At 40.6% G+C, this 14719-nt stretch carries 7 protein-coding genes; 2 read left to right on the top strand and 5 right to left on the bottom strand.

The features are described 5' to 3' along the window. The coding region (locus NY014_RS12380; RefSeq protein ID WP_354003184.1) for a glycine-rich domain-containing protein at positions 1-3362 on the top strand (3362 nt) is incomplete at its 5' end. Between the two features lie 6 nt (positions 3363-3368). Here NY014_RS12380 and NY014_RS12375 read toward each other — a convergent pair. Next, positions 3369-7739 carry an AsmA family protein gene (locus NY014_RS12375; RefSeq protein ID WP_259414907.1) on the bottom strand — a complete coding sequence of 1457 codons (4371 nt, stop codon included), beginning with the start codon at positions 7737-7739 and terminating at the stop codon, positions 3369-3371. Positions 7740-8748: 1009 nt separating this feature from the next. Next, a complete protein-coding gene (locus tag NY014_RS12370; protein ID WP_259414906.1) occupies positions 8749-9780 on the bottom strand; it encodes an RluA family pseudouridine synthase in 1032 nt (343 codons plus the stop codon). Between the two features lie 47 nt (positions 9781-9827). Between NY014_RS12370 and NY014_RS12365 the strand changes: the two genes are divergently transcribed. Next, entirely contained in the window at positions 9828-10745 is a 918-nt protein-coding gene (locus NY014_RS12365; RefSeq protein ID WP_259414905.1) for a 1-aminocyclopropane-1-carboxylate deaminase/D-cysteine desulfhydrase, read from the top strand. Here NY014_RS12365 and NY014_RS12360 read toward each other — a convergent pair. The 3 genes from NY014_RS12360 to NY014_RS12350 are packed head-to-tail and all read right to left on the bottom strand — an operon-like array spanning position 10726 to position 14665. After that, a complete protein-coding gene (locus NY014_RS12360; RefSeq protein ID WP_259414904.1) occupies positions 10726-11370 on the bottom strand; it encodes an AlbA family DNA-binding domain-containing protein in 645 nt (214 codons plus the stop codon). The two genes, NY014_RS12365 and NY014_RS12360, sit on opposite strands and share 20 nt — an antisense overlap. Before the next feature lie 11 nt (positions 11371-11381). After that, on the bottom strand, positions 11382-13424 hold the full coding sequence (uvrB, locus tag NY014_RS12355) for an excinuclease ABC subunit UvrB (RefSeq protein ID WP_259414903.1): 2043 nt from the start codon (positions 13422-13424) through the stop codon (positions 11382-11384). A gap of 50 nt (positions 13425-13474) precedes the next feature. Continuing rightward, positions 13475-14665, bottom strand: a complete 1191-nt coding sequence (locus tag NY014_RS12350) for a DUF4105 domain-containing protein (RefSeq protein WP_259414902.1) — start codon at positions 14663-14665, stop codon at positions 13475-13477. Positions 14666-14719 lie beyond the last annotated feature (54 nt).

Genomic DNA, 14719 nt, shown 5'->3' with positions numbered 1-14719 from the left:
ATACTCCCGATATCTCGAACGACGGAACCTTCTACTATTTCGCCACCGCTACCAGTGCAACCTGCGGATCAGTCAACTCCGATATCGTTCAGCTGACCGTAACCCCGGAAACAGAAATCACCTTACAGCCTTCAACAATACCAGAAACAGTTTGTGAAAATGACCCAACATCTACTATTTCTGTAACAGCAATAGGTACTGGAGCATTATCATATCAATGGTTTAAAAATTCAGCTCCATCAAATTCTGGAGGAACTTTAATTTCGGGAGCGACCTCAAATAGTTACAATCCACCTAGCGATCTTTCGTCAGTGGGCACAAATTATTACTATGTCGAAGTAAGTAGCTCTTGCGGGACTATAATAAGTTCGATCTCTGGAGCAATCACTGTCAACCCAATCGCCAATATTTCTGACCTCACAGTCACTGTCTGTGACGGAAGTTTATTTGAACTTGAACCTATCGATGGTTCCGATGGAATAGTCCCTGCTGGAACCACTTACTCCTGGGCCGCCCCCACTGTAACAGGAGGAATCACTGGGGGAACTTCCGCTTCCGGACAAAACACCATTTCCGGGACTCTTTTTAATCCAACCAGTTCGCAGCAAACTGCAACCTATACAGTCACCCCAACTTCGCCTGCAGGATCCTGTGCAGGACCTGATTTCATAGTCGAGGTCACCGTCAACCCGACTCCGACTATAGTTGATCTAAATCCGTTTTTTAGCCTTTGTATAACAAGCCCTACAATCCCTTCTCCTACGCCTTTTACTCAAGAGGTTTCAGGTGTTATTTACGGAATAGATCAAGAAAATATCCAAGGAGCAAACGGCCTTCCTCCAGGAATTTCTGCATCATATAATAGCACAACAAAAGAAATTGAATTCTCAGGAACTGCAACTGCTACAGGAGTTTATGAATATAGCATTCCACTCGTAGGAGAATGCACCAATGGTTTAGTAGCTACAGGAACTATTGACGTTACTCCTGTTTACGAATTGACTTCAGTAACGTCTGCATCAGCTACTACTATAGGTGGTTCTGCCTCTGTCACAATTTTTGGCGACCCTACAATGCTAACGGATGGAAGGTACGAAGTGGGATATCAAATAAAACAGGGGGATGGATCATTTTCAACTACCCAATATTCCACCTTTACAGTAAGAAATGGAAAAGGAACATTTTCAACAGTTCCAATCAATAGTACTGAGGATACCTATACTGTTCAAATTCATAGCTTAGAAAAAACAACAGGAGGTTGTTCTGTGACATTCACAGAACGTCCAACCACTTATTTTGGAGTTTGCTCTGCCGTATTCCAAACAAATTCCGCGGGAGATTTTCAAACTTTCTATGTTCCTGCAAATGTATACTCCATCACAATCGAAGTGTATGGAGGAGGAGGGGCTGGAAATTCTAGTGGTGGAGGTGGTGGTGGAGCCTATTCAATTCGCAGAGATATTCCCGTAACTCCAGGAGAACCTATTGGATTGATAGTAGGAATAGGTGGGCAAAGTAGCGGTGCTAATGGAGGTTCAACATACGTTACCCGTGATTCAAGTGCCCCAGATCAAATAGGTACAAGTCTAGTTTATGCTAATGGGGGCTGGTCAACAGGAGGCGGCGGAACGTATGACACTAGATATGATGGAGAAGATGGATATGATAGGCCTGGAAACAAGGGAGGGGATGGTGGAGGCCCACTTGGTGGAGAAGGCGGACCAAATAGGCGAGATGGGTCTTCCCCTGGTGGTGGTGGTGGTGCTTGGTCTGGCCAAAAAGGAAAAGGAGGGGATGGCCTTGTAGTCATTTCTTATTCCTGTCCGGATGCAGATCAAACTGATTGTGTGACTGTAATTGATGATGGTTCAAAATCTGGATATACAGTACTTGAATATACCTGTGACGATACTTGGGTGGCTCCAGAGGGCCTTGCCGAGTTTACTGTATTCGTAGGTAGCGGAGGTGGAGGAGGAGGCTCTGGGGAAGGCTCAGGTGGAGGAGGTTCTGGTGCTATGATAGTTCAAACTTTTACGACTTCAAATCCATACGGTTTACCTGCTGGAACACCTTTTAATATTGAGGTTGGTGACGGTGGTTCTGGTGCTGTCGGAATTAATAATCCAGGATCACCTGGAGAAGCTTCTTCTTTTACTGGATCTATTGATGGAAGCCCAATAACGATTATAGTAGACGGTGGAGGAGGTGGAGGATCTCAAAACGTAAATCCAGGTGGAGAAGGTGCTTCTGGAGGAGGGGGCGGAGCCACTCCAGCACCAAATAAATCTGCTGGAAGCGGTGGTACACCCATAGTTATAACTTATTCCGGAACTCCAGATATTATTTATAATGGAAATCCAGGAGGAAACGGGGATTATAATGATCCTCAAAACGCAATTGCTGGAGGAGGAGGAGGAGGATTGATACCATGGAAATTACCTCCTGCAAATGATGGTCAAAATGGTAAAGCTGCAGGCGCAGGACAAGGAGAAGGAGGCCGAGGCGGAGATGCTATCACACTTACTTTAGGTGATTCAATAAGATATTTTGGAGCCGGAGGCGGAGGAATTGGAGAATACTTCAATGGAACAGAAAAAATTGGAGAAGGAGGAAGTTCATTAGATGAAGTCAAATTAGGCGGGGACGGAAATCTTGATTCACCAACTGCTGTTGGAGGAAAAGGTAAAGATAAAACTGGTTCAGGAGGTGGAGCTGGTTATGGAGCTGGAGGACATGGTGGCAGTGGTGTTGTTTACATTGTTTATGCTAACGTTAGAATTTTAGCAGTTGAATACCTATACTTCGACGCTTCTTTCCATGACGCAACTCGCTCTGGAATATTGACATGGGCGACGGCGAAGGAATGGGAAAACTCTCATTTTGAAATTGAACGATCAGTCAATGGTATCAAAAACTGGGAGAAAATCGGGGAAGTAGCAGGTGCTGGCTACTCCATGGAACCGAAGGAATATAAGTTCACCGATGAAGATCTTCCAGGATCTGGAGGTGTAGTTTACTATAGATTGAAGGATGTCAGCTTTGATCAAAAATCCTCGTATAGCAATGTTCAGTCTATCATTGTTCCGGCCATATCAGGAAACAATTATTGGGTTGCCTATCCTAACCCAAGTGATCGACATGGAGAGGTGAATATTGATTTGATCAATACTTCTGTTTATTCAGATGAACCGATCTTTGTTCGAATTTCGGACGCGAGAGGGGTGACAGAAAGCTTTACAGTTCGATCTCCAGAGCAGGTATCCCAAGTTGTCAATCAGCATCTACAATCCAATCTAGGATTATTCATCGTTCAGTTGAACTGGGGTAAATACCAGCAACAATTAAAAATTATCAGAAAATAATCGGGATTAGTCCTCTTTTTCTTCCTCTTCTTTTCGGACTGGAATGGCGGGCTGTCCCAATCCTACGGAGCCTTTTAATCCACTCAGAGTCGCTTTCCACCAAGTGCTAAACATAAACTTGGAAGTATCTCGCTTCACATAAATGTCACTCAGAACGGTGTATCCAAAAAGCTTTCGGGGGTTATTGTTTTTGATTAGGGTATTCGCCAAAAAGGAAATCAAAGCCAATTTTCCAGTTCCTTTTTCTAGGGTCATGGAATCCAAGAAATCTACTTTCAGGTTTTCATAATGGAAACGCATATTCCCGATCGCCTCATTTTCATCCATTCTGAAACTCCAATCCCCGGAAACGACCTGTGCGTCCTCTCTGGCATTTAGAAATGCTCCTTTTGACAAAATATTATTCAAAGGTTCCAATGACATGGCGCCCAATTGAATGGTGACATCCATCGGATAAGGAGGCTCAAAGTAAAGATGGCTTTGCATATTTACATCCCCCTCTCCCATCAATTTTGTGTTGGCAATAATATCCAATTCCTTTAGCGGGTATTCTTCCGATTCCTTACTGGTTGCAATAGGGGAAATTGAAGCAGAAACCTCTTCGAAGGAGATTTGACCTGGTAAAGGAGAACCTGGAGTAAATTCCTGATAACGGACTCTACCACGGTTTAAAAGTAATGAGTCAAGTTTGAGAGAAAAGGACATCTCCTGCAGAATCTGCTGGGGCATAGGCTTATAGACTCCTTCCAAAATCGGCAATCGCTTATCTCTAAAAATATCCAAACGGAAATCATCTCCTTCGAGCTTATGAGCCACTATTCTATTTTCTTCAAAGTATGCGGGAAAATCTATTCCCTCTACCCGCAACTTGTCGATTCTCAAGTCAACGGCATCGGTTTGAAATCCTTTTTCCCGGAGATAAGCATAGCGGCCTTTAGTAGGGGCGAAACGAAGCATATCCATTTCGAGATTTTCTCCATCAAATACTAATTCTCCTACACGAATTGACTCCATGCTGTCTTTTGTAAAAAACTCATAGTCTCCAAAAGAAACTCGGGTATCCCCTTCCAAAAGATCTCTAAGAATTGGTTGATCACTCATCTGAGTCAGATTCCAATCCAAGCCATGAACCGAAGCCTCTACTTGCTGGAAGGCCAAACCATTTACCGGGCCCAGATTCTTTTTATGAATAGCGATTCGACCATTATCTAAATCCATCCCTCTTAATAAAATGGACTGAATCAGTCCTTCTGTATTTGAAGGTTTCGTTTCATTTTGTTTGGTCTTACTTTCAGCATCAGGATTCATCACCAACTTTAAATCCGGACCGGAAATCCTCAAATTTTGAATATCAAATACTCCAGTTTCCTGAATGGAAACCAATTCATTGTTTTTGATACCCAATTCCTTGATTTTCCCTTGAATAAAAAATTTTTCCTCATTATTCGGGTCGATAGGATTAATACTGATTCCAGAGAAAATGGTCTCATCGCGTTCGCTATCAAAATCAAAATTTGAGAATGCGATCTGATGAACACTATCAGGAAGATTGAATCGGAAATCATTTAAGGAAATGGACAAATTGCTGAATAGCCCAGATGCATCCTGCCGGATATCTGATTGATCATCCAACTTCAAATCGACAACTCCCAAATCAAATTTTGTTCGAACAGACTGTTCCTCTTGCCCATTCTTCTGATAGGCCAAAGAAAAGTCAGCATTGGAAGCAATTACCTCCCCGATCTGAACCAGAGAAACCATAGGTTTTTCAGTTTTCCCCCTCTCTGATTTCTGCCTTTCCTGCTTTTGAAATTCAGATTTGATATCCAAATTGATATTACTCCCATCAACCACTAGTCGATCCAACAAAAGGCTATTTTCAAAGAGAAACTCCTCCAAATCTACCCCTTCCAAAGAAACCATTGGAAGGACTAAAGACAGGGCCAGCTTGCTATCCAAGCTTTCCCCAGGGACAAGCTTCAACGTATCGATTACCAAGGACTGATTTTTTGTATTAAAGCGGAGATGATTAGTCGTCACATCATAATCCCCTTCTGCTAAGCTAAAAGAGTAATCCGCCAAGTCGAGTATGATTTCATCGGAAAAGAATGTTTTCGAAGAATCTACTTCCAAGGTTGGATCAAAGTAAAATCCTTTTAAAAAGAGCGATAAATCCTCCTCTGAAAAACTGATTTCCTGTCTTCCAGAAAAATCGGTGAAATTTAATTTCCCTTCTTCAAACCGAACCGAATCTATGGAAACAGTATGGAAATAAGCTGAAAGTAATTCCTTAAAATCTTCAACTGTATTAGGGCTCGTCGAACTTCTTGAAACATTACTTTTTTGATACTGGGTGTAGGTAAACTCAGGGCGAGGGATGAAAATTTCATTAATGAAAAGCACGTCTTCCAATAAGGCTGCCCGAATATCGATTCCTTTTACCTGAAAAAATGGAACACTAACATCCAAAGCGACCGATTTCCCATAGGTAGCCAATGCTTGACGAATGGAAGATGGACTTTCGGGTCGAAGGGAAAAATCACGTACTTCAACTAAATCCTGTTTGGAATCAATAACTACCTGCCCCGCCCGGAACATGTGTAAATTATCCCTCAGTTTGAGTTGGTATTGATCCAAACTTAGCACCATTTCCTCAGCCAAAAGTATATCCCGAATTTTTAGCGCAGAATCTAAAGAAACCTGAACCTGTTCAAGATTTAAGCTGAACTTTTCAAAACCAATATCATCGGAGCGAATTCCGGATGCATTTTTAAATTGAATTTTTCCATCTTGAAGATCAAAATTCCCTATCCTCGCCTCACTTAAAAAGCCAGCGAGGAGATTGCTTTGTTTAAGGCTATCCTCTTTCGAATCCTCTGACTTGCGTAATTCTGTCAACTCCACATCAGGAGCTTGCAAAAGGATTTTTTCAACATCTAATTTCCCTTCATTGTAAAGCTTTTTAAGATCTGCATCCTCAAATTCCAATTTGGCTAGTTTGGCGTTGATGGTTTGATTGGGTGAAATTTCGATTCCGACTCCATCCCTTGGCACCAATTCAAATCCCTCTACCAAAATGCGGTCTAAAAAGGAGGAGGCCGTTACTTTGCTTCCTCGAATCACATGATACTTATCGGAAAGATACATCGCGAAATCATCCAACTCCATCGCCGCATCTTTACCATAGAAAAATTGATTTACCTTTCGTTCTTCATCTTCTCCAAGGTAAAATTCCACCATCTTAAAATCGAAATAATTGGCCTCGATTCGATTTTCAAGGCTATCTAAAAATCCAGCAGATAGAAATTTACCTCCATTAACTGATAATTCTTTGATATAAATAGAGTTAAGTATTCCTTCAATCAACTTATTGAGATCTCCAGATTTTGGCTGATCTAGGTTCGGCAGTTCTTTGGTAATCGCTTTGTTATGCAAAACCTGTATCTCAGGATTTTCCAGAATAATTTCATCTATTTCAAGCTCTGAATCGCGGAAGGCTCGATTCAAATCCACATTCCCAACTCTAAGTTCCTCCAGTTTCAGTTCATAATAAGCTGGACTTTCTATACTGCGATTTGGAAAGAGCGAAAATTCCTCCAGTAGAATTCGTTTTTCCATGGAACTGATAAAAACATCCTCAGCAAAAATCTTGTGGACTTCATCTGGTAAAGAAAATTCTACTTGCTGCAATTCAAAATCAAATCCCTCAGCATTAAATGGATTGTTCCATTCTTGATTTTGCCTCCAATCAATATTGTAAATATGAAGCCTGGTATTTTGGGCGTGAATGGCATCAGGACTCAAGAAATTTTGAAAGAATAAATTAGCATCATCGATTTCTATTTTTTCTATTAGAATCCCGCCCAGAATCAGTTTATCTATACTTTTCTTGATTTCATTTTCAAGACGCTTGACTCCTGATACCTTTTCTTTTTCCTCTCCATCTTCACTTTTCTCTTTTTCTCCGGGTGGCAATTGGAGTGAGAGATTAGGATTGTCCAGACGAATATCTCCTATAACCAATACTTTTTCATCCCAATCATACCAAACATCGCGAATTCCCAATTCATCCAATTGGAAATCAAAAAGCACCTGTCCTTCATTCGCTTCTGCTTGAGGATCGGGATGAAGAACTACTCCTGATAAAAAGACTCCTCTTCGAAATAAAGAGAAATTCAGACTATTGAATTCCACCTCATAAACTCCCCCTGTAGCTTCATTGATTTTTGACCTAGTCCAATTGAGCAGGAGAAAATTGGAACCGAAATAGACCAAGAACTCTAAAAAGACAATTGCCAGGATAAAACCCAAGACAAACTTAAGCACTCGCTTGCGTTTGGGATGATGAGTTAGCCTGTCTCGAATTCCTTTGAGCATGAAAAGATATTTGATGAAAAATAACCAAATCCCCTGTAAAAAATAAAAAAGCAGCCATTATTAGCTGCTTTTTGCTGTAGGAGAAGGATTCGAACCTCCACGGAGCAGTTAGGCAATAGTCCGGTTTGAGCCATGCTTTTTCCCTTATCCCCACCCCCGAGACAGGAGGGCTTGTCTGCCAATTTCAACATCCTACAGGATTATATTTTGAAAACCTCGGCTTATCCTTGGTTTTGAGAGTCAAAACAAAAGCGACGAATAACTTACAGTCTGAAAAATGAACTGTCTCCCTTGCTTATACGCCGCTTGTTATTTTTTTATCAGCCTTTTGCTGATTCAAAATCAATTTGGTATTATTGACTTGTTGATGTTTCAAAATTAATAAAAGCATTCTTTTATTAAACTTTTGACAAGAATATTTGACTATTTTTACATTATTTTTATCAAAAAGGCATTATTATTATTTAATTAAAAATTAAGCCAATATTTTTTCAAATTTCATTGACAAATCCTCAATCAAGCTAAATCAGACAGGTAAAACCAGGGCAAAAAAAAACCATGAAATAGAATTCCATGGTTTTAATCAATTAACAATAAACCCAAAATAACCTGCTGTAGGAGAAGGATTCGAACCTCCACGGAGTAGTTAGGCATTTACGAGCTCGATAAATGCTTTGTCCCAAACTCTCCACCCCCGAGACAGGAGGGCTTGTCTGCCAATTTCAACATCCTACAGTATGAATTAGAACTTTTAGCCGTTTGACTGATTCAAAGATACAGCAATTCGATTCTTTTTTACAAATAATTCAAAGTTTTAATTGTTTTTTTATAGTATTTTTAACGTAAACGATTGAATATTGAATAATCATAAAAATTTAACCTTTTAGAAATCGATTTTTTGACTTTTTTTCAAAGGAAAAATCAGACTTTGTTTAAGAAATTCAGGTTATTCCTCTAACAAAACAGAAAAAAGAAGACTATTCGGAGGCTAAAAACCCTCCATTAAAACCTACTCAAACTTTACATAATTGTTCCAGCGATCCAATACGGTGTGAAAATCCCCCGGTAATTCGGATTCAAAAAATAGCTTCTTTTTGGTAATGGGATGAATGAACCCAAGAGATTTGGCGTGCAATGCCTGCCTTGGCATAATTTGAAAACAGTTTTCAACAAAGGACTTGTACTTCGAAAATTGCGTACCCTTTCGAATTTTATCCCCTCCATACATGGCATCACTGAATAAAGGATGTCCAAGATATTTCATATGAGCCCGAATCTGATGTGTCCGTCCAGTTTCCAAGCGACACTCAATTAGGCTCACGTATCGAAGGTGCTTTAAAACTTTCCAATGAGTAACTGCATACTTCCCCTGACTTCCGTCTGGATAAACATCCATAACCTTTCTATCCTTTGCACTACGACCAACATGCCCTATTACAGTTCCTTCATTTTCTTCAAAACCTCCCCATACAAGGGCCAAATAAGTCCGCTCAATGGTATGATGATAAAATTGTGCCGCCAATCCAGTCATCGCTTCCTCGGTTTTGGCAATCACCAAGAGACCTGAGGTGTCTTTATCAATTCGATGAACCAAACCCGGCCTACCGGTATTTCCTTTCATCTCAGGAAGCTGCTGAAAGTGGTACACCAAGGCATTAACCAGCGTTCCTTTCCAATTCCCATGAGCAGGATGCACTACCATTCCGGCAGGCTTATTCACCACCAGAAGATATTGATCCTCAAAGATTATATCCAAAGGAATATTCTCTGGAATTACCTCCGTATCCCTTGGCTCTTTCGGAAGCATGACACGGATATCGTCCAGTGGTTTTACTTTATAATTGGATTTTGTAGGTTGCCCATTTACCAAAACAAAGCCGTTATCTATGGCTTGCTGAACTTTATTTCGAGTAGCATTCGCTACTTTTTCAGTGAGGAACTTATCAATACGAATGAGAGACTGACCTTTGTCTACAGCTATCCGATGATGCTCATAGAGGGCTACGTCTTCCTCATCAAATTCGTCTTCCGTTGGCAACATGCTGTAAAAATACGAGTATCTACCGTAACTTTCCCAAAAGCTTTTGCATGCTAAATCCACAACCCATCATCAACCAAGTCCTTGATCATCCTCTTTTGGAAGAAAAAGAGGTAGAGCTCTCTATCAAACGATTGGACTGGGTTCATGAAATGGTGCCAGGCAACAAATTCTTTAAGCTCAAATACAATCTAGAAAAAGCTATTCGGGAAAATAAGAAAACACTTCTCACTTTTGGAGGAGCCTATTCAAACCATATTCATGCGGTGGCTAATGCTGCTCATTTTTTGGGATTGAATGCCATTGGAATTATCCGAGGTGAGGAAACACTTCCACTCAACCCTACCCTCTCCGATGCAAAATCAAAAGGGATGCGCCTCCACTATATTTCCAGAAGCCAATACCGGGGAAAAACCGATGACTCCTTTATTGAGGAACTTCATGATTTATTTGGAGACTTTTATCTGATTCCAGAGGGAGGAACAAACAGTGAAGCCATCAAAGGAACACAAGAAATTTTACAAGAAGAAGATCAGTCTTATTCCCATATTTCGGTTTCGATAGGAACCGGAGGGACTTTCACGGGGATTCTTCAAGCTTCCCAAAGCAATCAGATGATCTTGGGGTTTTCATCACTGAAGGGAAATTTCATCAAAAAGGAAATAGACAAATTGATCGAGGACTATTCCATTAATCCAAAAGATCAATTTCAAGTTATCACTGATTATCATTTTGGTGGATACGCCAAATATGATCAGTCCTTAATCGAATTTATTTGGTGGTTTTTTGAAAGTTTTGGGATTGTTCTTGATCCGGTTTACACAGGGAAAATGCTATTTGGTCTTTGGGACTTAATAAAGAAGGGCTATTTCCCAAAAGGTTCGAAAATTTTGGTAATCCATTCGGGTGGAATTCAGGGAAATCGGGGATTTACTTTTCAAACCGGAATCAAGCTTCCGAGTCTTTAAGGGTATAAAAATCTTGGGATTCCTGAGGATGAATTTTCAGTACATTAGCTAATACCAGCCGAATAAGCGTTTTACTTGCTAAAAATCTAGGAAGCTTTCCTTCTCGCATATACTCAGCCAAGGTAATTTTACCCTTATCTCCCAAAATCTTCATCAATTTTTCCTCCTTTGGCCCGTAAGTAAAAACAATATCTCGGGGATTTTTACTTCGTTTTAAAATCTCCCAAACCTCTCTGCTTGCCTGAACAGTTCTATCTGCTACACGAATGAAAGCTTTCTTTCTTTTTTCTTCAAACAAAAAATGTGGCCTGTTTTGGCTTTGAGGAATTTCAAAAACAGCTATTCCTTTCTTTTCATTGATTTTAATGATTTCAACTTTGTAGTCTAGTTCAGGCTGTATCAATTCCCGAATAGCTTTTTCCAAAACAAAGACCTCTTCTTCAATAAACCGCTGCCCGCTTACTGTTCCGTCATCATCTACACCAACCAAAAGATGACCTCCTTCGGCATTGGCCAAAGCAATCAGTTCACGGACAATTTTGTCAGGGAAAGCCACTTTTTTCTTGAATTCCAATTGGAATCCCTCACCTTTGGCTGCCAGCCTTTTTACCTCCTGAAGAGTCATGATTTTTTCGTTTACTTTCCTGGCCCCTGATTCAATTCAGCCAAGCGATTTTTTAGACTCATCCATTCATCCCGAAGTCGAGCTGCTTCAATGAAATTCAATTCTTTTGCTGCCTTTTCCATTTGCTTTTGAGTCTGAGTAATCAGCTTTTCCAATTTCTCTTTACTCAAATATTGAACTACCGGATCCGCAGCAATAGCCCCTTCTCCAGGCATCGGTTCTGCATAAACTTTTGCATTCTTCTTGGAATCAGCCACTTTGGTTTGCCCCATGATTTTCTCCCTGGATTTAATAACCGTTTTGGGAGTAATTCCATGTTCTTCATTGTAGGCCATTTGGAGAGCCCTTCTTCGCTTGGTTTCGTCGATTGCCATCTGCATGGAATCGGTAATATGATCCGCATACATAATCACTCGCCCTTCGGAATTTCGGGCAGCTCTACCAATGGTTTGAACCAAACTTCGCTCATTTCGAAGAAAACCTTCCTTATCAGCATCCAAAATGGCCACCAAAGCAACTTCCGGTAAATCCAATCCTTCCCTAAGCAAATTAACCCCAACCAAGACATCAAATATTCCTAGTCGCAATTCCCGGAGAATTTCAACCCGATCAAGTGTCTTCACTTCTGAGTGGATATATCTTGATTTCACGCCGGCTCGTTCCAAGTATTTCTGGAGCTCTTCAGCCATCCGTTTAGTCAAGGTAGTTACCAGAATACGAGCCTCTTTCTTAATAGTTTGATCGATTTCCTCCAGCAAATCGTCAATTTGATTTTGGCTGGGACGTACCTCAATAGTAGGATCCAAAAGACCTGTAGGGCGGATAATCTGCTCTACTACAACCCCTTCCGTACGGGCCAATTCATAATCTGCTGGAGTAGCTGAAACATAGATTACCTGATTGGTCAGGCTTTCAAATTCATCAAATTTTAAAGGACGATTGTCCAAGGCGGAAGGAAGACGAAATCCGTAATCCACTAGATTCACCTTACGGGAACGATCTCCGCCCCACATAGCACGAATTTGAGGCACCGTCACATGGGATTCGTCAATCACCAACAGGTAATCATCTGGGAAATAGTCCAACAAACAGAATGGGCGCATCCCGGGTTTTCTTCGATCAAAATATCTTGAATAGTTCTCCACTCCCGAGCAATAACCCAACTCTCGGATCATCTCCAAGTCGAATTCCGTCCGTTCTTGAAGACGCTTCGCTTCGATAAACTTCCCCTCTTTTTCGAAGAAATTCACCTGAGCTACCATATCATCCTGGATTTCATGGATAGCTTGGTTTATCGTGTCCCGACCTGTTACGAAGAGATTTGCTGGAAAAATAGAAATGATTTTCTCATCATTTAATTTTTTACCCGTGACAGGATCGATGCGCTGAATTGCTTCAATTTCATCTCCCCAAAAGAAAATCCGATATCCCCAATCCGCATAGGCCACAAAAATATCAACCGTATCTCCTTTTACCCGAAAGGTACCGTGCGTCAATTCATGTTGGGTTCGGGAGTAAAGAATATCCACAAGTTTGAATAGGAATTGATTTCTGGGAATTCGGTCTCCTTCCTGAACGCGAATTACACTTTTTGCAAATTCTTCTGGATTTCCAATACCATAAATACAAGAAACGGATGCAACCACAATTACATCCCTTCTCCCGGTAAGCAAGGAAGATGTCGCGCTCAGGCGAAGCTTTTCTATTTCATCATTGATGGAGAGATCCTTCTCGATGTAAGTTCCCGAACTGGGAATAAATGCTTCCGGCTGATAATAGTCGTAGTAGGAAATAAAGTATTCTACAGCATTATCTGGAAAAAATTGCTTGAATTCTCCGTATAGCTGTGCAGCCAAGGTTTTATTGTGACTCAAAACCAAGGTGGGTCGCTGAACTTCTTGAATGACATTCGCAACGGTAAAGGTTTTTCCAGACCCTGTCACCCCCAAAAGAACCTGAGCGGGTTCACTATTCTTAATTCCTGATGAAAGTTCGGTAATCGCTTTGGGCTGATCACCTGTAGGTTGATAGTCGGAGGTAAGCTTAAATTCCATACGTTAATAGAAACACTTATCGAGGCATCAAAAGTTTGGAAAACCAAGAATTAAGCCGATAGCGATCTGTATTTTTCTAAATTATAGTAGAGATAATTGGTTCGTAGGATCAAAACCAACAGAATCGGGATCAAGCTTGGATGCAAGGATTGCCATCCCAAAATCCAGAAAACAACCGCTGCATCCGCTAAAATCAAAGCCGACAATAAATATTTTTTAACCCAGGCTTTTGGCTGTTTCCGAAGCAAAGCGAATGCAAGAACTAAATGACCAGGAAAAGCCCATAGAATGTTCCAGTTCCACTGAGTCGCTGAATGTTCTGTAGCAAACCACAGTAAAAACACTACTATTCCCAATATGCCTAGAATGAAAAACAAAGTGATATCAAATCCCAAATACAAGCGCTTTTTCTTAAACCCGACATAAGTAATCAGGGTAAAAGCGATTGCAACTAGCCAAAAAATCCAGTAGGGATTGAAGGAACTCATCTCAGTATTTTGCTTTAGAAAATCAAGAATCACCCGTGTTTCTTTTACTAAAGGCCGGGTAGGACCATCTCCGACAATCATGGCATTAGCAAAGGATTTTTCCATGTAATCGGGAAGAAACTGAGCCTCCCAATTGGAAGCTTTTCGGTCAATCACAGCACCTAAGGCAAGATCAATCCCCAAATCAGCCCAAGGCATAGTTATAACATATTCATCGATTAAATCACGAAAAGTCTTGTCGGTTTCATCCATCTCATCCTCACTCCAAACCAAATTATCTCCTAGGACCAAATCCATAGCATCCCGAATCCTAGTCGCACAATTATCAAAAAAGAAATCGTAACGATAAAAGCGACGTTCTGGCAGGTAATTGACCTGAAGGAATTCCACTAAGTATTTCTGTTGATCGATGGAAAGATCCAATACCTGTTCTCTTATACTTCGTTTCTCATTGGTATAAGTCGCAATAAAATCAGCATAGGTACTGACACTCAACATATAATCCAGCTTACCTGCAGCAAATTTCCCATAAAAATTTGGGGTATTGAAGTTGAAAGTGCCATAGTTAAAAACATAGTCAGAGCCATTTATTTGATCCAAGACGCGAATTGCACTATGCCCAAAAGCCATATATAGTTCATCACCTGGATCACAGGTTAAAAGGCTAATTCGGTAAAGCTGTGCTTTCGATATCCCAATCTGGAAAAAAATTAAAAGAATAATTAATCCGAATAGCTTCTTTTTCAAATTCATTTTATTAAATTAGTTATCCTTTTTCAACTTCTTTTTAAAATGTTAGGCAGGGAC

The sequence above is a fragment of the Algoriphagus limi genome (genome assembly GCF_024919275.1).
Classification (GTDB): Bacteria; Bacteroidota; Bacteroidia; order Cytophagales; family Cyclobacteriaceae; genus Algoriphagus; species Algoriphagus limi.
This window is presented reverse-complemented; position numbering and strand designations above follow the sequence as displayed.